The 24,077-nt window shown below is 37.5% G+C and carries 27 protein-coding genes; 12 read left to right on the top strand and 15 right to left on the bottom strand.

Annotated elements, in window-relative coordinates; genetic code table 11:
* The first annotated feature begins 178 nt into the window (after nt 1-178).
* From BHECKSOX2_RS01405 to lepB, 12 genes are all read left to right on the top strand, one after another.
* Entirely contained in the window at nt 179-835 is a 657-nt protein-coding gene (locus tag BHECKSOX2_RS01405; RefSeq protein ID WP_139682236.1) for a protein-L-isoaspartate O-methyltransferase family protein, read from the top strand.
* A gap of 12 nt (nt 836-847) precedes the next feature.
* Complete coding sequence (locus BHECKSOX2_RS01400) at nt 848-3,223, top strand: efflux RND transporter permease subunit (RefSeq protein WP_139682158.1); 2,376 nt, start codon at nt 848-850, stop codon at nt 3,221-3,223.
* Nucleotides 3,224-3,246: 23 nt separating this feature from the next.
* Nucleotides 3,247-4,803: an L-aspartate oxidase gene (gene nadB, locus BHECKSOX2_RS01395; RefSeq protein WP_139682157.1), complete on the top strand. Its 1,557-nt coding sequence runs from the start codon at nt 3,247-3,249 to the stop codon at nt 4,801-4,803.
* The gene (gene def / locus BHECKSOX2_RS01390; protein WP_139682156.1) at nt 4,800-5,351 is read left to right on the top strand and encodes a peptide deformylase; all 552 of its coding nucleotides are present in this window, start codon (nt 4,800-4,802) and stop codon (nt 5,349-5,351) included. Before nadB ends, def begins: the two co-directional genes overlap by 4 nt.
* Before the next feature lie 91 nt (nt 5,352-5,442).
* On the top strand, nt 5,443-6,015 hold the full coding sequence (locus BHECKSOX2_RS01385; RefSeq protein ID WP_139682155.1) for a Tll0287-like domain-containing protein: 573 nt from the start codon (nt 5,443-5,445) through the stop codon (nt 6,013-6,015).
* A 179-nt stretch (nt 6,016-6,194) separates the two neighbouring features.
* Nucleotides 6,195-7,163, top strand: a complete 969-nt coding sequence (gene dusB / locus BHECKSOX2_RS01380; protein ID WP_139682154.1) for a tRNA dihydrouridine synthase DusB — start codon at nt 6,195-6,197, stop codon at nt 7,161-7,163.
* Nucleotides 7,150-7,383, top strand: a complete 234-nt coding sequence (locus tag BHECKSOX2_RS01375) for a helix-turn-helix domain-containing protein (RefSeq protein WP_139682153.1) — start codon at nt 7,150-7,152, stop codon at nt 7,381-7,383. Before dusB ends, BHECKSOX2_RS01375 begins: the two co-directional genes overlap by 14 nt.
* 134 nt (nt 7,384-7,517) lie before the next feature.
* Nucleotides 7,518-7,682, top strand: coding sequence for a hypothetical protein (locus BHECKSOX2_RS01370; protein ID WP_180323608.1), 165 nt, complete (start codon nt 7,518-7,520; stop codon nt 7,680-7,682).
* A gap of 90 nt (nt 7,683-7,772) precedes the next feature.
* Nucleotides 7,773-8,210, top strand: a complete 438-nt coding sequence (locus tag BHECKSOX2_RS01365) for a hypothetical protein (RefSeq protein WP_139682152.1) — start codon at nt 7,773-7,775, stop codon at nt 8,208-8,210.
* Nucleotides 8,207-9,745, top strand: a complete 1,539-nt coding sequence (purH, locus tag BHECKSOX2_RS01360) for a bifunctional phosphoribosylaminoimidazolecarboxamide formyltransferase/IMP cyclohydrolase (protein ID WP_139682151.1) — start codon at nt 8,207-8,209, stop codon at nt 9,743-9,745. The genes BHECKSOX2_RS01365 and purH overlap by 4 nt, the downstream gene beginning before the upstream one ends.
* Nucleotides 9,746-9,826: 81 nt before the next feature.
* On the top strand, nt 9,827-10,234 hold the full coding sequence (locus BHECKSOX2_RS01355) for a hypothetical protein (RefSeq protein ID WP_139682150.1): 408 nt from the start codon (nt 9,827-9,829) through the stop codon (nt 10,232-10,234).
* A gap of 57 nt (nt 10,235-10,291) precedes the next feature.
* Nucleotides 10,292-11,170, top strand: coding sequence for a signal peptidase I (gene lepB, locus BHECKSOX2_RS01350; RefSeq protein WP_139682149.1), 879 nt, complete (start codon nt 10,292-10,294; stop codon nt 11,168-11,170).
* Between the two features lie 60 nt (nt 11,171-11,230).
* Here the strand turns inward: lepB and BHECKSOX2_RS01345 are convergent, their stop codons facing one another.
* The 15 genes from BHECKSOX2_RS01345 to tusD form a co-directional block, all read right to left on the bottom strand.
* Complete coding sequence (locus tag BHECKSOX2_RS01345) at nt 11,231-12,418, bottom strand: IS3 family transposase (protein ID WP_139682148.1); 1,188 nt, start codon at nt 12,416-12,418, stop codon at nt 11,231-11,233.
* A gap of 67 nt (nt 12,419-12,485) precedes the next feature.
* Nucleotides 12,486-12,935 carry an FAD synthase family protein gene (locus BHECKSOX2_RS01340; protein WP_139682147.1) on the bottom strand — a complete coding sequence of 150 codons (450 nt, stop codon included), beginning with the start codon at nt 12,933-12,935 and terminating at the stop codon, nt 12,486-12,488.
* Between the two features lie 42 nt (nt 12,936-12,977).
* Nucleotides 12,978-13,631 (bottom strand): CDP-alcohol phosphatidyltransferase family protein, encoded by a 654-nt coding sequence (locus tag BHECKSOX2_RS01335; protein ID WP_139682146.1) that lies wholly within the window; start codon nt 13,629-13,631, stop codon nt 12,978-12,980.
* A 267-nt stretch (nt 13,632-13,898) separates the two neighbouring features.
* Nucleotides 13,899-14,240: a HesB/IscA family protein gene (locus BHECKSOX2_RS01330; RefSeq protein ID WP_090714881.1), complete on the bottom strand. Its 342-nt coding sequence runs from the start codon at nt 14,238-14,240 to the stop codon at nt 13,899-13,901.
* On the bottom strand, nt 14,237-15,586 hold the full coding sequence (locus tag BHECKSOX2_RS01325) for a cobyrinic acid a,c-diamide synthase CobB (RefSeq protein ID WP_139682145.1): 1,350 nt from the start codon (nt 15,584-15,586) through the stop codon (nt 14,237-14,239). Before BHECKSOX2_RS01325 ends, BHECKSOX2_RS01330 begins: the two co-directional genes overlap by 4 nt.
* A 20-nt stretch (nt 15,587-15,606) precedes the next feature.
* Complete coding sequence (nrfD, locus tag BHECKSOX2_RS01320) at nt 15,607-16,809, bottom strand: NrfD/PsrC family molybdoenzyme membrane anchor subunit (RefSeq protein ID WP_180323607.1); 1,203 nt, start codon at nt 16,807-16,809, stop codon at nt 15,607-15,609.
* Between the two features lie 18 nt (nt 16,810-16,827).
* Nucleotides 16,828-17,556, bottom strand: a complete 729-nt coding sequence (dsrO, locus tag BHECKSOX2_RS01315) for a sulfate reduction electron transfer complex DsrMKJOP subunit DsrO (RefSeq protein WP_139682143.1) — start codon at nt 17,554-17,556, stop codon at nt 16,828-16,830.
* The gene (locus BHECKSOX2_RS01310) at nt 17,556-17,939 is read right to left on the bottom strand and encodes a sulfur reduction protein DsrJ (protein ID WP_139682142.1); all 384 of its coding nucleotides are present in this window, start codon (nt 17,937-17,939) and stop codon (nt 17,556-17,558) included. Before BHECKSOX2_RS01310 ends, dsrO begins: the two co-directional genes overlap by 1 nt.
* A 21-nt stretch (nt 17,940-17,960) precedes the next feature.
* Nucleotides 17,961-19,922, bottom strand: a complete 1,962-nt coding sequence (locus BHECKSOX2_RS01305; protein ID WP_139682141.1) for an NAD(P)-binding protein — start codon at nt 19,920-19,922, stop codon at nt 17,961-17,963.
* A 15-nt stretch (nt 19,923-19,937) separates the two neighbouring features.
* A complete protein-coding gene (dsrK, locus tag BHECKSOX2_RS01300; RefSeq protein ID WP_139682140.1) occupies nt 19,938-21,533 on the bottom strand; it encodes a sulfate reduction electron transfer complex DsrMKJOP subunit DsrK in 1,596 nt (531 codons plus the stop codon).
* A 1-nt stretch (nt 21,534) separates the two neighbouring features.
* Nucleotides 21,535-22,308: a respiratory nitrate reductase subunit gamma gene (locus tag BHECKSOX2_RS01295; RefSeq protein WP_139682139.1), complete on the bottom strand. Its 774-nt coding sequence runs from the start codon at nt 22,306-22,308 to the stop codon at nt 21,535-21,537.
* A 167-nt stretch (nt 22,309-22,475) separates the two neighbouring features.
* Nucleotides 22,476-22,799, bottom strand: coding sequence for a TusE/DsrC/DsvC family sulfur relay protein (locus BHECKSOX2_RS01290; RefSeq protein ID WP_090714860.1), 324 nt, complete (start codon nt 22,797-22,799; stop codon nt 22,476-22,478).
* Between the two features lie 154 nt (nt 22,800-22,953).
* Nucleotides 22,954-23,250 carry a sulfurtransferase complex subunit TusB gene (tusB, locus tag BHECKSOX2_RS01285; protein WP_139682138.1) on the bottom strand — a complete coding sequence of 99 codons (297 nt, stop codon included), beginning with the start codon at nt 23,248-23,250 and terminating at the stop codon, nt 22,954-22,956.
* 11 nt (nt 23,251-23,261) lie between these two features.
* Nucleotides 23,262-23,666, bottom strand: coding sequence for a sulfurtransferase complex subunit TusC (gene tusC, locus BHECKSOX2_RS01280; RefSeq protein ID WP_139682137.1), 405 nt, complete (start codon nt 23,664-23,666; stop codon nt 23,262-23,264).
* Nucleotide 23,667: 1 nt separating this feature from the next.
* The gene (tusD, locus tag BHECKSOX2_RS01275) at nt 23,668-24,069 is read right to left on the bottom strand and encodes a sulfurtransferase complex subunit TusD (RefSeq protein ID WP_139682136.1); all 402 of its coding nucleotides are present in this window, start codon (nt 24,067-24,069) and stop codon (nt 23,668-23,670) included.
* Nucleotides 24,070-24,077 lie beyond the last annotated feature (8 nt).

Here is a 24,077-nt window from a genome sequence, read left to right as displayed (position 1 = left end):
TCCAATTTTTGCCCAATTGGTGATTTCTTTAAACCTTGTCCTAGCAGGACTAAGACTGGGTTTAAAAAATCTCCAAGTGGGTGAAAAGTGGGTTTCTGATGATTATTCTTATTTATACAAAGGTCTCTCAATAAATATATTAAAATTACAAGCATTGTTTTTAACAAAAAAAATTAATATGGACAATACACAACAAGCAAGACAAAATTCTATTGACTCACAAATTCGCCCTTGGGGTGGACTCAACTATATTGCCAATAATGCGCTGAGAGATATTCCTAGAGAGGTTTTTGTACCTGAGGCATATAGGAACCTTGCATTTGCCGATATTGAAATCCCACTAAACAAGCAAGCAAAAATGTTCAGCCCTAAGATTGAAGGTAGATTGCTTAATGCACTTAATATTAAATCACATGAGACAGTACTAGAAATTGGCACAGGTAGTGGTTATTTAACAGCAGTGGTTGCAAAGCTTTGTAAATCTATCACCAGTGTTGAAATCGATGAGGCGCTTAGCAATGGTGCAAAGGAAAAACTTAATGAGCTTAATATCAATAATGCACAACTTACAGCAGGTGATGCCTCTCAAGGTTGGCAATCAAATGATTTTTTTGATGTGGTGATTGTTGGTAGCGCAGTACCAGAGATCACGGGGCGTTATTTTCATTTGCTCAATGTGGGTGGCCGTATTTTTGTGGTTGAAGGCAAGGGTAATGCGATGACTGCAAAACTCATTACCCGCATTAGCGAGCACGAATGGGAAACTGAAGCATTGTTTGAAACACATCTAAGTACAATGCAAGGTTTGGAAGCAATAAAAAGCTTTGAATTTTAGCGGTCTAAGTCTATGAAACATTTTTATAATGCTGTTATCAAAAAACCTGGCAATAGTATTGTATTGCTGTTGTTGTTTGTTGTTTTTTTTATCGCGCAAATTCCTAATTTTCAATTAGACGCTTCAAGTGATTCATTGGTTTTAGAAGGTGATAATAATCTTCGTTATTACCAAAGTGTTAGAAAAAATTATGGCTCTGATGATTACCTAGTCATTAGTTACCAAGTTAAAGACAATTTACTCGCCCCAAAACAACTCAAGCATTTAGCAAGTCTTAAAAAAGACCTGCAAACTATCGAACAAATTAAATCGGTCACTACGATTTTAGATGTACCTTTGTTCCAATCACCGCCACTATCACTCACCGATTTAGCCTCTAAAAATATCTCTATTGAGAATGGTAACGCTAATCTTGCGCTTGCGAGTAAAGAATTTAGAACATCCTCTCTATACGGGGATAATTTAGTCAGTAAAGATGGCAAAACCAGTGCAGTTTTGGTGGCATTAAAGGGTAACGAGCAATTCGAAAAACGACGCCAAACACGCAATGAAATGCGTATAAAAAAGCAAAACAACAAACTCTCTAAAGAAGAATTAACGAAATTAAAAAACATTGAAAAGCAAGTCATACAAGATGCAATAGTACAAAACAATTTGCAAGATAAAACTATTACTCAAATCCGTACAACAATTGACAAATATCGCGATCAAGCAAATCTATTCCTAGGTGGGCTACCGATGATTACTACCGATATTATTGGCTATATCAGTAGTGATTTAATTGTTTTTAGTTTGGCGGTTATTACCTTGATGTCACTCATTTTGGCACTTATCTTTAAAGGTATTCGCTGGGTGCTAATGCCAATTGGTATTAGCATTACCGGTGCACTGACAATGACGGGTATCTTGGCATTTTTAGGATGGAAAGTTACCGTTATTTCTTCTAATTTCTTCTCACTACTATTAGTGATGACGCTCTCAGTGACTATTCATTTGGTGGTACGCTATCGAGAATTGGCACAGAATAATCCTGATTTAGATTATTACACACTGATTCAAAATACCTTGGAGCAAATGCTTAAACCTTGTTTGTTCACCACACTAACGACTATTGTTGCTTTTGGCTCATTGCTAATTAGTGGCATTAGACCTGTGATTGACTTTGGTTGGATGATGTCCATTGGTGTCACAATTGCCTTAGTGCTATCGTTTATTGCCTTTCCGATTATTATGCGTTTTTTGCCAAAAGCACAAGTGCCAAAATTCAACACTGAATTAGGATTTACCCATAGTTTGGCTAAATTTAGCGAAAAATTTGGTACTTACTTACTGGTTGTTTTGGTGTTATGTATTGGGCTTTCAGTCGTAGGTATTAACAAGCTCAGTGTTGAAAATCGCTTTATTGATTACTTTAAAGAAAGTACTGAAATTAATCAAGGTCTAACACTGATTGACGAAAAACTCGGTGGCACAATCCCGCTAGAAATTATCTTTGATGACTTAGCACAAGATTATTGGTATGACGAAGACTTGCGTGCTGATATACACAAAATTCATCAGTATTTAGACAGTCTAGATGAAACAGGGAAGGTGCTTTCAATTGACACGCTCATGCAAATACTAACGCGTGCCAATGATGATAAAGCACCTAATGGTTTCTTTTTAAATATCATTAAAAGTCAAATTCCAGAAAATGCCAAAACGCAAGTATTAGACCCTTACATATCCGAAGATAGTGGGCAATTGCGTATGGTTATTCGTATTCGTGAGACTAATAAAAACCTCAAACGCGCTGTATTAATTGAAAAAATTGAGAACTATATTGCAAAAGATATTGGCTTTAAAAAGGACAGTTTCCACACAACGGGCATGTTGGTATTATATAACAATATGCTACAAAGCCTGTTTGACTCGCAGATTAAAACCATTATTGCGGTATTTATAATGATTTTTATTATGTTTTTGTTTATTTTTAGGTCGTTCAGTTTGTCGATTCTAGCGATTATTCCTAACACATTGCCCTCAATTTTTATTTTGGGCATTATGGGTTTAATGAATATTCCACTAGATTTAATGACCATCACTATCTCAGCCATTGCGATCGGCATCGGTGTTGATAATGCCATTCACTATATTCATCGTTTTAAAGCTGAATTTACAAAAGACCATGACTACTTGGCCACGATGTATCGTTCACACAATTCAATTGGCTTGGCAATGTTTTACACCTCAATCACCGTCACATTGGGCTTCTTAATCTTAGCTTTGTCTAATTTCATTCCAAGTATTTATTTTGGTGTCTTTACTGCTATTGCTATGCTGAGCGCGTTACTGGCAAATCTAACTTTACTACCCAAATTGATTTTAATCTTTAAACCAAAAATCTAAACATACAAGTATTTGCTCTAACAATGTCAACACAATACCACTTTGATGTTTTAATTATTGGTACAGGCAGTGCGGGATTGATGAATGCTTTGCAACTGTCTGAGGATTTATCTGTTGCGCTGATTGCTAAAGACAAACTCTTAGAGGGCAGCTCTTACTACGCCCAAGGCGGTATTTCAGCAGTGCTTGATAGTGCGGATAATTTTAAGTCGCATATCAAAGATACCTTATCAACAGGCAGTAATTTAGGCGATGAAAAAGCCGTTCGTTTTATGGTTGAGAACGCACCTGAGGCTATTGCATCTTTAGAGGCAGCAGGTGTGTTATTTACCCAAGAAAACGAACAATACCATCTTACCACTGAAGGTGGACATAGTAATAGGCGTGTGGCACATGTGGCTGATAAAACAGGGCAATCTATCCAGTCCAATTTATTAGATAGCGTTAAATCAAAGAAAAATATTTGTCTCTTTGAAAACTTTATTGCCATTGATTTACTAATAAAAGATAAACAATGTTATGGTGCTTATATTCTAAACAAATCCAGTAATAAGGTTGAAAGTTTTATTGCTCACCAAACCATTATTGCCACAGGTGGCGCTTCCAAGACCTATCTTTATACTTCTAATCCAGACACTTCAACAGGTGATGGTATTGCGATGACATATCGCGCATATTGCGATATTGTTAATATGGAATTTACTCAGTTTCATCCAACTTGTCTATATCACCCGCACGCAAAATCGTTCCTAATTTCTGAGGCTTTGCGTGGTGAGGGTGCAAAACTCATCTTGCCAAATGGTGAGGCATTTATGCATAAATACGACAAACAAGCTGAACTTGCCCCGCGCGATATTGTCGCCAGAGCGATTGACTCAGAAATGAAAATCAATGGTTTTGACTGTGTGTATTTAGACATTTCTTTTAAGGATAAAGATTGGATACAAGCACACTTCCCAACCATTGATAAAAAATGCACCTCTTTTGGTATTGATATCTCTCAACAGCCTGTCCCTGTTGTACCTGCTGCTCACTATACTTGTGGTGGTGTACAAACCAATCTTGATGCCCAAACCAATGTGAGCAATCTATATGCTGTTGGTGAAGTCGCACACACAGGAGTACACGGCGCCAATCGTATGGCAAGCAACTCACTATTAGAATGTGTGGTATTCGCCAAAGCTTGTGCCAATCATATCAATACACAAATATTTGAACAAGATTATCCAAACTTTAATGATTGGGATGCATCCAGAGCCAGTCCATCTAAAGAAAAAGTGATGGTCTCGCATTTATGGGATGAAGTTAGGCGCATTATGTGGAATTTTGTCGGCATTGTGCGTAGCAATAAACGCTTGCGCGCTGCACAAATGCGCTTAACGCAAATACAAAATGAAGTGGATGAATACTATCGTCTTTACTTAGTTTCAAGCGATTTAATCGAATTAAGAAATCTCATCACCACTGCAAAAATTACGGTTAAATCCGCAATTTCAAGAACAGAAAGTCGTGGTTTGCATTACAATGAAGACTATCCGAATACCTCTGATACCATTAAAAACACCTTAGTAAAGTTATGAATCTTCCTATTTTAAAATTCCCAGACGATAAACTTCGCACCAAAGCCAGCAAAGTTGAGACAGTAGATGACACGATTAAAGCCTTAGTCAAAGACATGTTTGAGACTATGTACAACTCAGATGGTATTGGCTTAGCAGCTACTCAGGTTAATCAGCATTTGCAAGTAGTAGTGATGGATGTGCCAGATTCAGGTGAAGACTACCAATTAATATTAGAAAATCGCAACACCGAAAACAAAAAACTCCTCATCGAAAAACACCCTTTATGCTTTATCAATCCAACAATTACTAAAAAGGAAGAAAAAGAAATACATGCCGAAGGGTGCTTATCTGTGCCTGGTTATTATGCAGAAGTTGAACGCTTTAACCATATTGTAGTTGAAGCACTGGATGAAAATGGCAAGCCATTTACCTTAGAAGCACGCAATTTGCTGGCAGTTTGCATTCAGCACGAACTTGATCATTTGAAAGGCATCTTATTTATAGATTACCTTTCCAAACTCAAACAAAAACGCTTATTAGAACGCATTAAAAAACAATCACACTAACTAAAAAAAACTTAAAATGCATATTAAAAATTAGTATAATAATTTGCTGTTTTTACTTATCATTATCTTTAGAAAAAAAATGACATTTAACATGAAAAAAATCACAATCACACTCATTGGAATTACTTTATTAAGTGCAGCTTCTTACGCTGATCATCACGAAACAGTGGATATCCCCTTATTAAAAAGCGAAGCAATAAGTATTATCAAAAAATTTGGTGGCACATTAAAGCCACAGTTAAAAAGTGCTTTAAAATCAGGTGGCGCCGTTAATGCTGTCAGTGTTTGTGCTGTCGTGGCACCGAAAATAGCCAAGCAAATTAACAATGAAAATAAAGACTGGAGTGTAAGACGCATTAGTTTGAAAAATCGTAACCCCAACATGGTTTTAGACGCTTGGGAGAGCGCAAAATTAAAAGAATTTGACCAGCGTGTTGCCGATGGTGAAAAAACAAATAAGATGTTTGCTGCCGAGGTGGTTGATGGCAAATTTAGATTTTTAAAAGCACAAGGCACCGCTAAAGTTTGCTTGGCGTGTCATGGTAAAAACATTAGTGCTGAAGTTAAGAAAAAAATACAAATGCATTATCCACATGACAAAGCAACTGGCTATAGTTTGGGACAAGTTCGTGGTGCATTTAGTTTAAGCAAAACTTTAAAATAAAATCTATGTTGCCAAAACCCCTTATACAAGTCTATTAAATGCAAGGGGTGTGATTTATAGAATCGTTTTTCCCCTATAAAATAGGGATAATGATACTATTTTGACGAGTTTTTAAAGACACCCTGAACAACACAGAAGTGTTGCATTTATAGGTTAAATTTACTAAGGTTTTAGTGTTCATGAAAATTGGTCAATATCAATTAAAATCTCAAGTGTTGTTGGCGCCAATGGCAGGTACTAGCGATAAGCCTTTTAGAATGCTATGCAAAGCACAAGGTGCAGCGCTCACTACTTCTGAAATGGTAGTGATACAACAACATTTACTGAATACCAATAAATCTAAATATCGCCTAGACTTTAAAGGGGAATCAGCACCGATTAGCATTCAAATTGCCGGATCAGAGGCAGATGAATTGGCGTTTTCTGCACAAAAAGCAGTAGAATTTGGCGCCGATATTATTGATATTAATATGGGATGCCCTGCCAAAAAAGTTTGTAGCAAAGCCGCAGGTTCAGCACTCATGCAAGATGAGATTTTAGTTAGGGATATTCTTAATGCTGTGACAAGCAGTGTTGATGTGCCTGTCACTTTAAAAATGCGCACAGGCTGGAACCACACCAATAAAAATGCACCTACTATTGCAAAAATCGCTCAAGATGCTGGTATCCAAATGCTTAGCGTACATGGCAGAACCAAAGAAGACAAATACAATGGTAAAGCAGAATACGACACCATTGCTAGCGTGGTGTCACAAGTTGAAATACCTGTGATTGCTAACGGTGATATCACTTCTGCTAAAAAAGCCAAACAGGTGTTGGACGATACAGGCGCAAGTGGTGTGATGGTTGGTAGAGCCACTCAGGGCAACCCTTGGATTATTGGTGAGATTGCTCACTATTTAAAAACTGGCATACACACCAAAACACCCTCATCTGAGTTAAAAAAACAAACCGCACTCAACCATATTCAACAAATTCACGAATTTTATGGTGAAGGACTTGGTGTGCGTATCGCTAGAAAACATATTCTTTGGTATTTGCAACATTTTAAGAATAAACCTCAAACTTGCTTTGCAAAAATTAGTAAAATTGACGCTTCTAAAAAACAATATCAATACTTCAAAAATTGCATCAATGAGCTTAACTAACCTACCAGACTGTATCAATACAAAACTAAATCGCTATTTTAAGCAATTAGATGGTGAAAAAACTTCTGGTGTACTTAAAATGGTTGTGCAAGAAAGTGAAGCCATTACGATTAAATTTATCTTGGATAGGGTTGAGCAAAATCAAAGTGAGGCAGCCAAAATTCTAGGTATGAATCGTGGTACTTTAAAGAAAAAAATTGAACTTTACAAACTTAAATAAAAAAATACAAAAAAACCATGCAATGTGTATAATTTCGCATAACTAGCGCCGGCGGGTATAATGTGTATTAAGAAACCATGCAATGTGTATAATTTCGCATAGTAGATATTTTTTAACAAATAAGAGAATTTAGGATGAATTATCGAACAGAATATGGGTTATCAAATGATGATATAGCATTCATTGATAAAAAAATACAAGAAGCTAATGTTATTTTTGAAAGAATATCGAAAAAAGAGAGTTATATCAAAGAAAATTGCGAAAGTGAGGCTATCAGAGAATATTTAGATAATCTTTGAATGTTTTAAAAAAATATTTAAACACGCAATAACGCCTAGTGATTTATCCTAGGCGTTTTTTATTCAGGTTCAATATCAAATTACAACAACATGAAAATAGAAAGAGATGAATTATTAAAACACACTAAAAAAATAGTTAAACATTTGCGCTCTTCTGGCGGAATTTTTGGTGACAGTAGCATTCCTAATGAAGAAAATATTCATCTCGCTATGGCTGATGCTCTGATCGATATTGGTGAGTATTGTGAAAAATATGAAATAAATGTTTCTACTTTTGATAGCATCAAACTACTAGCATTTTCCCTGCCTCATATAAAAATAAGAGATCCTTCTATAAATTCTGAGCGCTATATTTTTAGCATTTTTCAAATGCTTGAGGAGTCTTACAAAAAGAAAATAAATTTTGATAAAAAAATAAACGATTCTATCAAGGTATCTGATAAGCTTTTTCATGATAATAATTGTTTAGTTATGTATGGTTATATTAAAGGTTTTCAAGAAGCCTTAGAGTACACAAAAGATAAATGATAAAACGCGCACTCATCAGTGTTTCTGACAAAACTGGCATTCTTGAATTGGCACAATCTTTAGCCAGCAAAGATATTGAAATTCTTTCCACAGGTGGTACAGCCAAACTTCTGGCTGATAACAATATCCCCGTGATTGAGGTGTCGAATTACACAGGATTTCCTGAGATGATGGCAGGTCGTGTTAAAACACTTAATCCAAAAATTCATGGTGGTATTCTTGCACGCCGAGGACTTGATGAAGATGTAATGGCACAAAATGATATTAACCCAATTGATTTAGTTGTGGTTAACCTCTACCCTTTTCAAGCAACGATTGCCAATCCTGATTGCACCTTAGAAGATGCGATTGAAAACATTGACATTGGCGGTCCTGCAATGTTGCGTTCAAGTGCTAAAAACCACGCCTCAGTAACGGTGGTGGTAGATAGTACAGACTACCAAAGCGTGATTGATGAAATCAATACAAATGGCAATACCATGCTAAATACTCGCATTAAATTGGCACTGAAAGCTTTTGAACACACCGCGCAATACGATGGTGCGATTGCCAATTATTTAGGCAAAGAAGAGGATGGTTTTTCGCATACCATGAACTTACAATTTCACAAAACTCAGTCAATGCGTTATGGGGAAAACCCACATCAATCAGCTGCTTTCTATGTTGAAAAAAACATTACTGAGGCTTGCGTGGCGTCATCCACTCAATGTCAAGGCAAAGAAATGTCGTATAACAATATGGCAGATGCTGACGCCGCACTTGAATGTGTACGCAGTTTTAACGAGCCTGCTTGTGTGATTGTCAAACACGCCAACCCATGCGGTGTTGCTGTGCGCTCTAAAATTTTTGATGCTTATAATGATGCCTTTAAAACCGACCCAACTTCAGCATTTGGTGGCATTATTGCCTTTAATCGCGACTTAGATGCAAAAACAGCACAAGCCATTATTGAGCGTCAATTTGTTGAAGTTATCATTGCACCAAATATTGATGACAAGGCTAAAAAAATCCTATCAAATAAACAAAATGTTCGTGTTTTAGAATGTGGAGACTTGAACGCAGCACAGCCATCACTGGACTACAAGCGTGTCACTGGTGGCTTATTGGTGCAAGACAAAGACTTAGGTGTTATCAATGAAAACAATATTAAATGCGTTAGCAACACGCAACCAACCAACGAGCAAATCAAAGACTTACTATTCGCTTGGAAAGTGGCCAAAGCCGTTAAATCAAATGCCATTGTTTATGTTAAAAATCAGATGACAATTGGTGTAGGTGCGGGGCAAATGTCTCGTGTTTATTCAGCAAAAATCGCTGGCATTAAAGCCACTGATGAGGGGCTAAAAGTTAAAGGTTCGGTAATGGCATCAGATGCTTTCTTCCCATTCAGAGACGGTATTGATGCCGCAGCGAAAGATGGTATCAAAGCTATTATCCAACCGGGTGGATCAATGCGTGATAAAGAAGTGATCGAGGCGGCAAACGAACATGGTATCGCCATGGTGTTCACGGATATGCGCCATTTCAAACACTAGTTTGTAGCGATGCTCTTTACGCCTGTTTTTGTTATCAACCAAAAGCACCCACTATAAATTAATTAAAATTAGAATAAAAACATGAGTATCGAAAAAATCACAGCCTTTCCAGAGATTACAGATGTTGTTATTGAAGACAACAATATTGTCTCTCTAACTCAAGGATATTACGATATTGACAAAGTCACCGTGCACATACAAAAATGTATTGAGATGGTTAGAAAATATGAAAAAATGGGGTATTACAACTTAGCCAAGCCTGAATTTATCAGCGAGGTAATCACCACTTTCACCAATTTAGAGTTGAGCAAAAAAGAGGTTATTCGTGCCAATAATTTTATGAATATTACAGGCTTTCAAGAATGCAATCGTGTTTGGCAACTGCCCGATGAACTAAAAGTACAAGCATCTCAGATGTTGCACGGTTTTTATATCACTTTTGATACTGTAAACTGGGAAGATTTTAGCGTTATTCCAATTAAGAATTAATGTCTTAAAATTACTTCTATTTTTTATGCTTATTAAGCAAAACAAAAATAATATTCGATGCGTTTAATTAAAAAAAGAAAAGCATGGGTTGTAGGACTTGTATCGCTAATCATACCTGGGCTTGGGCACCTTTATGTGGGTAACTTAAAAAAAGCCCTGCTAATATTACCTACCTTTATAAGTATTTGTTTTTTGTTAGGGTTATTTAATTGGTTGTCTACATTCTACGGAATCATTATCTATTCAATAACCTTCATAGGGTTGCTTATTTTTACAGTGATTGACCCTATAAAAATAGCAAGACATCAAGGTGAATATCAATTGAAATCTTACAATCGTTGGTATGTATATGTTCTCTACTACATTACAATTATCATCATGCTTATGCTTGCTTCTGAAAATGGAATTTTTGGTTATAAATATAAGATAGCATCTAAATCAATGCTACCAACGCTAGAAAATGGAGATCTTATTTTGTCTGATAACGACTCTTCAGATTTAAAGTTTGGAGATGTGGTTATATTTAAATATCCAAATTTTGAAAAAAACCCAGCATATGTCAATGTTGCATATGTTAAGCGTATTATTGCTGTACCTGGAGACACAATTAACTACAATAATGACCAATTAACAATAAATGGCGTTAAAGCAAAATATAAGAAACTCAATTTATATCAAAACAATTCAAATAATTTAGAATACAAAACAGAAAAGATTAACAACAAAAGTTATGGAATATTGTTACATAAAAATCTATCTTCAACAGTTAACACCACCGTCCCAGATGATCAATATTTTGTAATGGGCGACAATCGTGCTAAAAGTTTTGATAGTAGGTCATGGGGTTTTCTTCCAAAGGAAAATATTCTCGGAAAAGCAACTTATATTTGGTTCTCTAATGATACCAAACGCATTGGAGAGAAAATAAACCAATAGAGCTTATTTTATCACCCCAAAACCTCTGACAACTTTTTAAAATTTCTTATATAGAACATCCTAAGAAGCCTTCTTCTTATTCTGGTTCAATTTTATACTTTCTTGGTACACATCCATTGGTTTTTTGTAATCTAATGTCTGATGGAATCTTCTGTTGTTGTAAAACTCAATATAGTCATCCACATCAGTGGTTAGTTCGTTTATGGTCTGGTATGCGTTCAAATAGATTCTTTCGACTTTGGCGCTTCGCCAGAAGCGCTCAATGCAGATATTATCGGTTGCTCTGCCTTTGCCATCCATTGATATAGTAATACCCAATTTTTTGAGTCTTTGAGTGTGCACTTCACTGGTGTACTGGCTACCCTGATCGGTATTAAATATCTCTGGATGTGGATACTTCTCTAAAGCTTCGTTAAGCACACTCATTACCAGCTGAGAATCCATGGTGTTGGATATCTTGTACGATAGCACAGCTTTGCTGTGCCAATCAATAATAGCAGCCATATAAACCATACCGCCTGCAATCTTGATGTAGGTGATGTCGGTGCTCCATACGTGATTAGCATGGCTGATATTCAATCCTCGCAACTTGTAACTATACTTCTTATGCGCTTTGATTGGTGTTGTCGTGTTAATAGGTTTAACCGCTAGTACGGCTTGCAAGCCTAGTTCTTGACGGTAGCGTACTACCGTATTTAAGCTTACCTTGTAACCATCTTCCAGAAGCTGCTTATGCACCTTCTTCTCACCGTAGATGGGTATTTCTTCAAATACTTTGGTGATGTGATTTTTAATGGTTTGCTTGGTGTGATTAACGCGTGGCTTATAATATAAGCCACTGCGGTTAATGCCAAGTAGTTGACATTGTTGATTAATGGATAAAGAAGAGGATGAAGAATGGACTGTAGTAGGCTTGAGATCAATCAACTGCTTTAGTTTAGATGAGCCCAAGCTTTTTAGCTTTTTTGCTAACCACTCCTTCTCAACAGTTACCTTGCCCACTAGCGTGGTTAAATGTTCGTTTTGCTCTTGTGATTTAATAAGCTCTTCCTTGTATTCTTTAACTGCTTTAGATGGCTCCATAGCAATCTCAGCGTTAGCAAGGAAGATCTTCTTCCAGTTCACTAGGTTTTGTGGCAAGATGTTATGCTTGCTGGCAATCTGCGCCAAAGTGCTTTCATTTTGCAGCAGCTCAAGAACTAATTTAGTCTTGAATGCTGATGAATAGTTTGTTCGTTTTTTACTCATAATTTTTTACTCCGAATTGTTGGGTTAAGTTTAACTCGTTCGAAATAAGAAATCTTAATTTGTTGTCTTAAATTGTTGGGGTTTTATACTCCGTGACATTTACTACTTGAAATTGATCAATGATATCTTGCTTTATTTTAGTAGACGAATTTCTTGGATTATATTTAATTTGAACTACTTTTTTTCCTTGTGCATTAAAATAGTTTTCCACATCTTGATTATGAGGTTTTCTACCCCAATCTTCTCCGATAACAAACAAATCTGCTTTAACATCTTTGCAAATACTAAGATAGTCTAACTCATGATACGGGATTACAATATTCACACAGCGTAACGCTTGAAGCATTTCAATGCGCTGCTCAAGTGGAATAATAGGAATATTGGGTTTATACAACCTAACCACTTCATCAGAAGCAATGCCAACAACAACCGTATCACCCAGTGAGGCACAATATTCCAATAATGCCAGATGACCAACATGCAACAAATCGAATGTACCTACTGTATATACAACCATTGTTCTGTTTAACTCCTAAATTAAAGTAATTTTCATTATTTTCTATAGAAGTTTCCAACTATAGATGCTTGTTGTTCCAATTGTATAAATAGCAAGAATGTACACATTGACTGAATTGCCAGAGAGTTTTGGCGTTTTAATTTGCGATACATTTAAAGCAGCAAGTCCTAAACCACTAACATAAAGAATGGTAGAAAAGACTCCATGACTAAAAACACCTTCAAATAAAAAGATAAAAACAAGTATTATATTGTTGTTATCAAGCGCCAGTCCTGTGTATTTCGCCCCACCAGCAAGACCGAAAACGCTAAAATAACTCAATCTTATTGCACTGGCAGCGAGCATTATAAAAGCCCCAAATAAAAACACAGGCTCAAATTCCCCATAACTCAGTAAAAGAATAGCTGGAGCAACGCCATAACTTACAATATCAATTAATACATCAAGCTGACCACCAAATGCTCGGTCGTTACCTGTTCGCCCTTTCATTGTTCTTGCGATGAGACCATCTGCCCAATCAAATGCAACAGCCCAAATCATGCCAATCATTGCAGCGTAATAGACGCCTAATATACTGAAATAAATGGAAAATATTGTACAAGCTAACCCTGAAAGGGAACACAGGTTGGGAATGTCTTTCACATAAGAAAGAATGGTAGGTTGTAATTCTTGAGACTCTATTTTATCTGTCGTCATATCAGCCCTAAAACTCTTGATTATACGCCTATTAAAAATAACAGCAAGAAATCCTTGTATCAGTAGGATTGATTAACAAAATTCAATTTTTACCCAATGGGGATTTCTTCAAATCTTGTTCTATCAAGACTAAGGTTGGGTTTATCCTCCTAAAGGGCTATTGGGTATCATTGGAAAAATCGCCAAGTAAGCGAAAAGTAAATTTATGATGATTCCTATTTACCCACAAGGGGAGGCTAAACATTGAAAAGGTTTCAACTAATATGATTATTTTTTAACACTAATATTAGGCGCGATACTTTCTTCAGGTGGTTCATAATTTGGGTCATTTGGATTCATAAAAATAAACCCGTAACCACCTTCGGTATCAATCTCATCAAAGTCAACCACCATACCCTCTAACAATTCTTTCTGTGCGTAGGTGAGTACATATTCAACACCGTTTGATTCTAAATGAATATCACCATCTGAGCGCTCATCAAAACCCATTAAATACTGGAAGCCATCATCGGTTTTATCAACCGCAAAACGCATCGATAAACCTTGTGCATCAGGGTTTTGTGTAGAGAGTCCGATTTCTTCAGCGGCACGCTTAGTAATTATAATCATAGTTTATTTTTCCTAACAAAGTTCACAAATTGCTCAACCCAACGATTGCCACCCACACTACGCAAGTGTGTATAAGTGGCTAATAGGTTGTGCGTTAAAATACCATCACGCTTATTATCCACACCCACGCCACGTAAAACCTTGTACGCATAACGGGTTTTAGGGTTTATATTTTTAAGTTTCGAATAATGAAATTCGTGTGCATAAATCTTGCCAGCAACATTTTCCCAAGGATGTTCGTTGCACGGCTCTAATTGCACATACCCTCTGCCAATTGGTTTGGACGTCATCACCGTGTTGGCCTGAATCACACCAACCATCTTGTGAGATTTTCCTTGATGGGTGATTTCTCGACTGAGATACATTAATCCACCGCATTCCGCATAAGTAGGCACCCCTTGTTCTATTTTTAATTTAATATCATCAAGCAAGGATTGATTGCCACTTAGTGATTCAAGTTGCATTTCTGGAAAACCCCCACCAATAAACAAACCATCACATTTTGGCAATTCACTGGCTTTCAATGTATCAAAATATTTGATTCTAACACCTAAAGATTTAAATATATCTAAGTCATCTTGATAGTAAAAACCAAAAGCTTGATCCTTAGCCACACTAATTGTTAGATTGCTAGAGGCAATAACTGACACTGACGTATTGAGCGATTTCTTCCCACCACCTAAAGACAAAATCTTGTCTAGGTCCACTTGGTCAGCGATTATCTTGCCAGCACTGTTAATAAATTGTTGAGATTGAGTCAACTCATTGGCTGGCATAAGCCCTAAGTGGCGCTCATCAATAATCAACTCCTTAGAACGACGAACAGCGCCTAAAACACGAATATCTGTGTAATGCTCAATGGCTTGGACAAGCTTTGATTCGTGACGCTCACCAGCAACCTTATTAAGGATAACGCCAACAATATTAACATCAGCATCAAAAGTTTGATAACCCATTAATAGCGGGGCAACACCACGGGTAATGCCGTTACTATCAATCACTAAAACAACATTTGCATCCAATAGTTTCGCCATATCCGCATTGGCATCACCCCCTGTAGTACTCATGCCATCATACAAACCTTTGTTACCTTCAATAATTGCGATATCACTTTGCTGTTGATGAAATAACTCGCTAATTTCATTTTCAGACATTGTATAAAAATCTAAATTGTAGCAAGGGTTGCCACTGGCTTGCGCCAACCAAATCGGGTCAATATAATCAGGTCCTTTTTTAAATGTTTGAACTTTGAGCGTGCGGGCTTTGAATGCGGCACACAAACCTAGACTGACAACGGTTTTACCTGAGGATTTATGTGCAGCGGATAGATAGATAGATGAGGGCATACCTCGTTATAGAGTATTTTTTACTTGGTTTTATAGTGAGGGTCTGAGATTTCATCTGCAAGACTTTCAGGCAAAAATGGCAGGAATTTCACTAAAAAAGTCACCGCAATGAGTGCCACAGCAACACCACCAATACCTAAAACGATTTCAGCAAGCGATGGTGAATAAGCAGCAATATCGCCATAACCTTCTAAGATTTCTTTACCTGGGAACATCTCCATTGGGTAAGCTTGACCACCAATGATAATCACATACAACTGAACAACACCACCAATCAATACTAAAAGTGAAGCCAAACCCAAAGTAGAACGATTGCCCCTAAGTGCTGGATGGTAAATTAATGCCATTGGAATTAATCCACCCAAAATAATCTGAGCGTACCAAAATAAAGGTGTATAAATATGCTCGCCAAATAAAATAAAGTTTTCAATACCAGCATTCTCAGCTAAATACATACTACCTAAGTGTTTAACTGCAACAAAATACATAACTGCCGCTACAAACACACCTAATAAATTACCCAGACGATTAACAATCGCATCACCCAATGGACGCTCACTCCATTTATAACTTGCCATTAAAATCAAGATAAAGAAAGCCAAACCAAAGGCAAATGACATAATAATAAACATTGGCGCCATAATCACCGCATCATACGCTTGACGCGCTACTAAAAAACCAAAGATAGAGCCTGTACCAGTGGTTAAAATCAAGCGCCAAGTAAATGCTATTAAACCTGCTTTGAAGGTAAATTTATTTAATCGGCGCTCAAACATCATCCACAAATACACCGCAACAACAACAAAGAAACCGTTGTATAAAATAATATTCCAAGCAAAAATTGACTTAAAGTTATATTCTGTCATAGCCACAATTAGGCGATCAGGACGACCCAAATCAAGCACCAAAACCATTAAACCACCCATTAATAACGCCAACGATACCAAGCCTGACAAACGAGACAAAGGTTTATAAAGTTTCTTCTGAAATACCGATGCAATTGAAGCAACATTAAGCGCCCCTGAGGCAGAAATAATTAAAAATAGAGCAAATACATGTGGCATACCCCATACAACACGGTTACTCATGCCAGTCACATAGTGTCCATGATGCTCTATAAAATATACACTACCCAATGCGGCTAAAATAAAAATGCCTAAGCCTGCAATAAGTGCATAAAAACCTAAACTCCTACCTTTTATTTGTTGATAACGAATATTCATAATTGCTCTTTAAACCTTTTAAATTCCGCTATAGCGAACACCAGTATTCAGATTTAAATCTGCTCTGATTTGTGTAGATTGAATTTTCTTGAGTGTTTGATTAATCTTACTATTAGCATCATATAAATCGCCAAAAATAACACCATCACTGCTTACCGCTTCAGCACAGGCTGGTATGCCACCTTTATCAACACGATGTACACAAAGTGTGCACGACTCAACTGTGCCTTTGCCGCGGGGCATATGTTCTTTTTGATTGCTTAAATCTTCATGCACAAATGAACGCGAACCATAAGGGCAAGCCATCATACAATAGCGACAACCAATACATAAGTGCTTATCCACCAACACAACGCCATCTTCGCGTTTCATTGAAGCATTAGTTGGGCAAACATCCACACAAGGTGGTTGTTCACAGTGCTGACACATCATTGGCAACATATCAATCTTACCAGTGGTTTTATCTCTCACTTTAACTTTTTTAATCCAATCTGGCTTTTGAGCGCCCATAGAATGCGTTTCACTGCCCCAGCCATTCTCTTCTTGACAAGCATTGACCATATCATCAATATTGGACTCAGTCAATTTGTTGGTATCAATTAACATCCCCCAACGCTTTTCGTTAGTCACCGGACTATCCTCAGCGGCAAAAGTTGTTAGCGTGATACCGCTGGAAATCATTGCTACACCTGCTGTAACAGCCGTTGTACTCTTAATAAAATCGCGACGATTTAGCTTTTTACTCATTATAAATCCTCTTTTGGTGTAGTGCGATGACAAGAAAAACAATCTAGACTCGTGCCTACTTTTTGATGGCAAGTTGAGCAAAATTGCTCAGGTGCATTAATTGGCACATACTCGTCATTCTTAGTGGTACTATGACAATCAACACATTCCTTTAACGAATCACGCCGAGTGCGGATACCTTGATGCACTGTCTTATCGCGTTTATGCAATAAAAATTCAGGGTGCATTTTTCTAATCTCAGAAAGACTGGGGTGAATATCTCTACTCTTACCTTCATTTTTTAACTCAGTAGCTCTATCACCAAGATTAATGTGTTTATCAACACCATATGCAAATACACTGGTAACTGTTAGGGCTAAAAAAACAATCAGTAAACGCTTCATAATCTCTCTCTATCTGGTTAATTATTCACCAAGTCCCATTTGAATGTAGCCTGTTGGGCATACATCGGCACAGATATGACAACCAATACATTTGTTGTAATCAGTGTCAACATAACGACCTAGTGTTGCCTGGTCTTTCTTAACCTTAAATACTGCATCTTGTGGGCAATACATCACACAGTTATCACATTCAAAACACAGGCCACAAGACATACAACGACCTGACTCAGCCTTTGCCTCTTCTTCACTATAACCAATTAAGCGTTCTTCGAAGTTACCAAGCACATTGTCAACATCAACCGTTTTATGGTTTCTTGCATTACGCTCTTCATTATCAAAGTGCCCTAAGAATAATTCTGTATGTGGAATGATTGACGCAAATGAACGGTCCTCATAGTTATGTACTGCATATTCTGCAGAGTCTGTTGCTTCACCAAATGCACCCTTCTCATACTCTGTAGGCGATAAATCCCACTCATTGAGTTTGTCCATTAAATCAAAGTAGTGCACATCAACTTTACTACGAGCTTTTTGGCTATTACCAGCAAGATAGTCATCAATACTATCAGCCGCAATACCCGCTTGACCAATCGCAGTGGTTAACAAGTGTGGACGAACCACATCACCACAAACAAAGAAGCCTGGCTTGTTTGGCACTTGAAAGTTCTTATCTGCATCAATAAAACCACGCTCATTAAAGAACGAATCATCCATGCCTTCAGCGTCAACGCCTTGACCAATCGCAGATACAATTAATTCGCACTCAATATCAAACTCAGAGCCTTCAATTGGTGTAGAGCCATCTTCTTCCAAGCGAACCATGCGTAATGCAACAGCACGACCATCGTTATCTGTTACTACCTCCACAGGTTGTAATTGCCCTTGAATTTCAACACCTTCACGGTTTGCATCATCAATTTCTTCTTGTGCTGCTGGCATATTTTCAATGGTTGAGCGTGTTGTTAGTAGTACATCTGCACCTAAGCGCTTAGAAGTATCAACTACATCGTGCGCTGTATCATCAAAAATAACACGCTCAGGACGGTCCTTTTCGGCAATATTTTCAATGTTACCCAAACGACGCGCAACAGAGACAACATCGATTGAAGTATCGCCACCACCAATACAAATCACTTTGCCTGTGATGTGCTTTAAGCGTCCTTGATTATAGGCTTCAAGAAATGCAACACCTGATACACAGTTACCTGCTTCACCACCTGGAATTGGCAGTGAACGACCACTCATTGCACCGATGGCAAATAATACTGCATCGTAATCTTTTTCTAATTTTTCCATAGAAACATCAACGCCAACTTTAGTGTTCATTTTGGTCTCAACGCCTGTTTCTATAATACGGTCAATTTCGTGCTTTAACACATCGCGTGGTACACGATAATCAGGAATACCATACATCATCATACCGCCCAACTGGTCATATTTTTCAAATACAGTCACACTGTGACCTTGTTTGCGTAATTGTAATGCTGCTGTTAAACCGCCACAACCGCCACCAATAATAGCAACTTTTTTGCCTGTATCTTTAGCATCAAATTCAAATTTATAACCTTTTTCTTTTGCAGTATCGCCAATAAATTGTTCTACCGCATTGATACCAACTGTGTCTTCAACTTCATTACGGTTACAGCCGTCTTCACAAGGCGCTGGACAAACACGCCCCATTACTGATGGAAATGGGTTTGCATCCGTTGAACGACGAAACGCATATTCCTGCCATGATAGATCGCCAGAAGGCTTTTCTATACCACGAACAATATCCAACCAACCACGAACATTGTGACCAGAAGGGCAAGAGCCTTGACAAGGCGGCGTTTGGCTCACATAAGTTGGACATTTATGCGATTCATCATTTTGAAAAATCTTTTGATTCCATGGCACGCTACCTTGGTCGTCACCCTCATCCTTAAACATTCTAAATGTGTGATTGTCGCCTTTATAAATTTGTCCGTATGGGTTTTTTTGCATATCAAATCTCCTTATTTATTCTGCAGTTTCTGTTTCTACTGATGCTTCTTCTACCTCTTCGGATGGAGAATCATCTGTTTGTGGTTTATCCATAATAATTGCCTCACTCACTAACTGATGAGCACTGACAATCATATAGGGATCAAAATCAAATTTTGGTAACACTTTGCTAAACTGTGATTTACAGATTGCACAAATGGCAACCAGTGTATTAACAGCGTCAGTTTTTTCTACTTCCTTCAATGCTTGCATTCTCGGCATAGCGCCTTTAATACGAATCTCCATTAAATCATCTGTTAATAAGCCACCACCGCCGCCACAACAAAATGTTGATTCCATAATCGTGCTTCGTTCCATATCCACATAGTTATTACAAACAGCTTTAATCACTTCACGAGGAAGGATAAATTGACCATTTGGAATACCGCCCATATTAGTCGCCCGAGCAACATTACAAGAGTCGTGGAAAGTAACTGTTCTATCGTCATTAGCGGATTTATCAAATTCTAACCTACCGCGTTGAATTAAGTCGTGTGTGTATTCAATAATGTGTTGTGGTTGTGGGTAGCGAGAATCCAATTGCTTTTGTAATTTTGCACCAAATTCATCACTTGCACTTGCACCAGCACCTACACCTGTTAAGGTATTCCAAAAACTATATGCCACACGCCAAGCGTGCCCACACTCACCCACCATAACACGAGAAACTTCTAAATCAAGCGCCGCTTTACGAATTCTCAAAGCCGCCTTACGCATAATATCGTAAGAACCAATAAACATACCAAAGTTCGCACCTTCAGATGCATAAGAACTCATGGTCCAACTAACACCATCTTGATGAAAAACTTTGCCATAACCGATCAAGCCATCAATATGCGGTTCAGCAAAGAAATCTGCTGATGGCGTGATGAGTAAAATCTCTGCACCTTTTTGGTCTAACGGGTATTTAACTGCAATGCCTGTTTCTTCTTCAATCTCTTCTTCAAGGTCAAGTAAAGTATCTCGCAAGGCTGGCTCAGGCAAACCTAGGTTGTTACCTACTGTGATTGCCTTACCTAAAATTTGGTTGCAATATTTTTGACCAACACCAACTGCATCTAATACTTCACGAGCCGCCATTGAAATCTCAGCAGTATCAATACCATATGGGCAAAATACACTGCAACGGCGACATTGTGAACACTGATGAAAGTAGTTATACCAATCATCCAACATAGCATCATCTAGCTCTTTAGCACCCACTAATTTAGGGAAATATTTACCCGCAAAAGTAAAGTGACGACGATATACACTTCTGAATAAATCTTGGCGCGCTACTGGCATATTTTTAGGATCAGAAGAACCCAAGAAATAATGACACTTATCAGTACAAGCACCACACTTTACGCAAGCATCTAAGAAAACTTGAACAGAGCGATATTTAGACTTAAGATCGCCCATTTTGTTAATTGCCACCTCTTGCCAATTCTCAACTTTCTCACCTGGGAAGCCTAAAGGTTTTTGAAATTCTTCAACGGATTTAAACGGGCCATCACCAGCCATAACACCTTCGTTAATCTCAGGAATTTCTAAATAAGTGGGTAATTTTGGTACTTCGAAATCTTTTGCCATGTTATTCGTCCTTACCTAATGTTTCATTTAACCTAACTTCCTGCTCTTGTTCTTGCTTTAGTGCCCATGGTGAAATGTGTCGTTTTTTGCGTGCATTATCAACTTGATTGCGTGTTGGGCTAAAGAAAATACCTGGCACATGTAATAATTTTGAAATTGGAAAAATTGCTAACAATGAAAATGCCAAGAAAATATGCACCAAAAAATGCACTTCTGTTGGCAAATTAGCCCAATCAAAACTCAACAACCCAGAAGCAAAGCCCTTTACCATAATAACATCCGTATGATTACTGGTAAATGTCATCACCACGCCACTCACACCAATCACTAACAATAAAAGCAACATTAAATAATCAGACGGTGCTGAGATATAACGAATACGCTCAACAGCAATACGACGACCCATCAAACCAATTAGCCCGATTACCATTGCAAATGCTGCATATTTAAATGGCTGAACCAATAAAAATATCTCAGGCAAATCACCTGGCCAGAAATAACGAGCATGACGGATTAAAACCAATAACAAACCTACATGGAACAACCAGCCAAACAACCAAGTCCATTTATTAGATTTAAATAAACTTTCAAATAACACGACTTCGCGTGCTAAACGCATAACCACACCTGTTTGTGTCAACGGCGTTGGTGCAGTTGGAATTTTAAGAGGGGCAGGCGTAATCCAATACTGATAAATTTTCCTTATCATTCCAACAAGAAATATCACCAAGGATATATAAAATAAAGCCGTAAAAAAAATACTTACTACAGACATATTGTTCTCAAAAAATTCAAATAATTAGGGAGGCGTCTATCTAAAAACAGACGCTTCTTTTAATATTCTTCCAAGAAGTCTAAAATGCGAAGCTTTGACTGAGAAACAGTATAACTAATACGGCAAAAGTCAATAACGAAGCAATTTAGATTTCTTAGAATGAATATTTAGATACAGCCAGTAGGCTTTGGTAACCCTGCAAAACGACAACCTTGCTTACCAGGACCGTATGGGAATAAAGAATAAAGATACTTAGAGTTGCCTTTTTCTTTACCAAATTGTTTACCAATTGCTTTTGTTAATACACGAACCGCTGGTGCAATCTGGTACTCTTCAAAATAATCACGCAAGAAATTAATAACATCCCAATGCTCTTCAGATAAATCAATATCGTCACCTTTTGCCATTTCTACAGCAATTTCTTTTGTCCAGTCTTTAAGGTCTACCAAGAAACCTTCTTCATCTACTTCTGCGCCTAAAATATCAGCCATTTTTTACTCCTTTGTAATCAGTTGAAAATTCAACTCTTTTTAAAAAATAATTCACCTTAAAGAATCAAACTAAGCAAAACTTCGACTTTGTATGAATACAAAAAACAAATCCAGAGCCTCAGCAATACTACTTATTTGCTTCTTTTAAACGAATTTAAACCCACGAAACCGTAGTCCCGTGCTCCTCAACTAAATCAACAAAACCTGCGTAATCAACTAATTTGATATTATCTGCAACTTTTGATGAAATTCCTCTTGCATCAACATCTTCTTGCAATGCAAAAACTCTACCCTCAGTAGCAAGACCAGCAAGCATAGATGAATTTTCGTTATTTGCAGCAGAAATCACACCGTCTTCAATCAACAAAATAACACTTGTGTCATCAATTGCATTCAAACAAGACTTTAGTGAGTTGCGCTCAAAAGATGATTTGTTTACTGTATGTAACATATTAAAACTCCTTAAAAACTTAGACATACGTCTTGTTCAGACAGTATTTTAGTAAGTTCAACATTAGAAACCACTTTAATACTTGGTTTTTCTACCCAATCATCATCTTCATCTTCCCAGACTAAAGGCATAAGGTCGTCTAAACTTAAACCCCTTTCCTCCAAAGATTCTGCCGATACATAAAACTGGTTAATGTCATAATCGCCAAGCGCATGAAAAGTCTTAGAAAAGTTTTTCATGCCAATACCTTCAGGGTTTTGACCTTCAACAAGTTGATACACACCATCATCAATAAATGATAAAGAGACATCTTGGTCAAAAGCAGCGGCAATCAATACCACTTCTAACGACTCTAATGCATACACACTACCATAAGGTGCCCTACGGTTTAAATACATAAATTTCTTTGTGCTCATACTAGTCTCCAAATACCACCAAACGATCAGACTGAATACCCGCTTCAATTAACTGACCTAAGCCTGAAATACGAAAAGCTGGATGGATATTATTACCATCAATACCATTCTTACCCGCTTCACCTTCATCTAACATGCCACGACGAAGCGCAGCAGCCACACAAACCACCAACTCAGGTTCGCCGTCAGCATTCTTAATGTCTAGGCTAGCCCAATTATTAACCACATTGCGATCGTCTTGTGGTGGGATGGTGAAGCGTGATGCGTTATCTACGCCATCGTGATAGAAAAACACACGGAAAATCTCGTGTCCTTTTGCAATCGCTGCTTTGGCAAATTGATATGCGGTATCAGACGCTTGGTGCTGATAAGGGCCTTCGTTAATTTGAATAGAAATCTTCATTTAAACGC

The organism is thiotrophic endosymbiont of Bathymodiolus puteoserpentis (Logatchev) (assembly GCF_900127505.1).
In the GTDB taxonomy this organism is placed as follows: domain Bacteria; phylum Pseudomonadota; class Gammaproteobacteria; order PS1; family Pseudothioglobaceae; genus Thiodubiliella.
Note: the sequence above shows the minus strand (reverse complement) of the source record. Positions and strands in the feature narration are given on the sequence as shown.

Excerpts from the sequence above, each read along its gene's own strand:
- BHECKSOX2_RS01355 (WP_139682150.1), top strand. The coding sequence starts at position 9,827 with ATGAGTATCGAAAAAATCACAGCCTTTCCAGAGATTACAGATGTTGTT.
- BHECKSOX2_RS01345 (WP_139682148.1), bottom strand. The coding sequence starts at position 12,418 with ATGAGTAAAAAACGAACAAACTATTCATCAGCATTCAAGACTAAATTA.
- BHECKSOX2_RS01305 (WP_139682141.1), bottom strand. The coding sequence starts at position 19,922 with ATGCAAAAAAACCCATACGGACAAATTTATAAAGGCGACAATCACACA.
- nadB (WP_139682157.1), top strand. The coding sequence starts at position 3,247 with ATGTCAACACAATACCACTTTGATGTTTTAATTATTGGTACAGGCAGT.
- dsrK (WP_139682140.1), bottom strand. The coding sequence starts at position 21,533 with ATGGCAAAAGATTTCGAAGTACCAAAATTACCCACTTATTTAGAAATT.
- BHECKSOX2_RS01405 (WP_139682236.1), top strand. The coding sequence starts at position 179 with ATGGACAATACACAACAAGCAAGACAAAATTCTATTGACTCACAAATT.
- def (WP_139682156.1), top strand. The coding sequence starts at position 4,800 with ATGAATCTTCCTATTTTAAAATTCCCAGACGATAAACTTCGCACCAAA.
- BHECKSOX2_RS01310 (WP_139682142.1), bottom strand. The coding sequence starts at position 17,939 with ATGAAGCGTTTACTGATTGTTTTTTTAGCCCTAACAGTTACCAGTGTA.
- purH (WP_139682151.1), top strand. The coding sequence starts at position 8,207 with ATGATAAAACGCGCACTCATCAGTGTTTCTGACAAAACTGGCATTCTT.
- nrfD (WP_180323607.1), bottom strand. The coding sequence starts at position 16,809 with ATGAATATTCGTTATCAACAAATAAAAGGTAGGAGTTTAGGTTTTTAT.
- BHECKSOX2_RS01365 (WP_139682152.1), top strand. The coding sequence starts at position 7,773 with ATGAAAATAGAAAGAGATGAATTATTAAAACACACTAAAAAAATAGTT.
- tusC (WP_139682137.1), bottom strand. The coding sequence starts at position 23,666 with ATGAGCACAAAGAAATTTATGTATTTAAACCGTAGGGCACCTTATGGT.
- BHECKSOX2_RS01370 (WP_180323608.1), top strand. The coding sequence starts at position 7,518 with ATGAATTATCGAACAGAATATGGGTTATCAAATGATGATATAGCATTC.
- lepB (WP_139682149.1), top strand. The coding sequence starts at position 10,292 with ATGCGTTTAATTAAAAAAAGAAAAGCATGGGTTGTAGGACTTGTATCG.
- BHECKSOX2_RS01400 (WP_139682158.1), top strand. The coding sequence starts at position 848 with ATGAAACATTTTTATAATGCTGTTATCAAAAAACCTGGCAATAGTATT.
- BHECKSOX2_RS01375 (WP_139682153.1), top strand. The coding sequence starts at position 7,150 with ATGAGCTTAACTAACCTACCAGACTGTATCAATACAAAACTAAATCGC.
- BHECKSOX2_RS01335 (WP_139682146.1), bottom strand. The coding sequence starts at position 13,631 with ATGACGACAGATAAAATAGAGTCTCAAGAATTACAACCTACCATTCTT.
- BHECKSOX2_RS01385 (WP_139682155.1), top strand. The coding sequence starts at position 5,443 with ATGAAAAAAATCACAATCACACTCATTGGAATTACTTTATTAAGTGCA.
- BHECKSOX2_RS01325 (WP_139682145.1), bottom strand. The coding sequence starts at position 15,586 with ATGCCCTCATCTATCTATCTATCCGCTGCACATAAATCCTCAGGTAAA.
- BHECKSOX2_RS01290 (WP_090714860.1), bottom strand. The coding sequence starts at position 22,799 with ATGGCTGATATTTTAGGCGCAGAAGTAGATGAAGAAGGTTTCTTGGTA.
- dusB (WP_139682154.1), top strand. The coding sequence starts at position 6,195 with ATGAAAATTGGTCAATATCAATTAAAATCTCAAGTGTTGTTGGCGCCA.
- BHECKSOX2_RS01340 (WP_139682147.1), bottom strand. The coding sequence starts at position 12,935 with ATGGTTGTATATACAGTAGGTACATTCGATTTGTTGCATGTTGGTCAT.
- BHECKSOX2_RS01295 (WP_139682139.1), bottom strand. The coding sequence starts at position 22,308 with ATGTCTGTAGTAAGTATTTTTTTTACGGCTTTATTTTATATATCCTTG.
- tusB (WP_139682138.1), bottom strand. The coding sequence starts at position 23,250 with ATGTTACATACAGTAAACAAATCATCTTTTGAGCGCAACTCACTAAAG.
- tusD (WP_139682136.1), bottom strand. The coding sequence starts at position 24,069 with ATGAAGATTTCTATTCAAATTAACGAAGGCCCTTATCAGCACCAAGCG.
- dsrO (WP_139682143.1), bottom strand. The coding sequence starts at position 17,556 with ATGAGTAAAAAGCTAAATCGTCGCGATTTTATTAAGAGTACAACGGCT.
- BHECKSOX2_RS01330 (WP_090714881.1), bottom strand. The coding sequence starts at position 14,240 with ATGATTATAATTACTAAGCGTGCCGCTGAAGAAATCGGACTCTCTACA.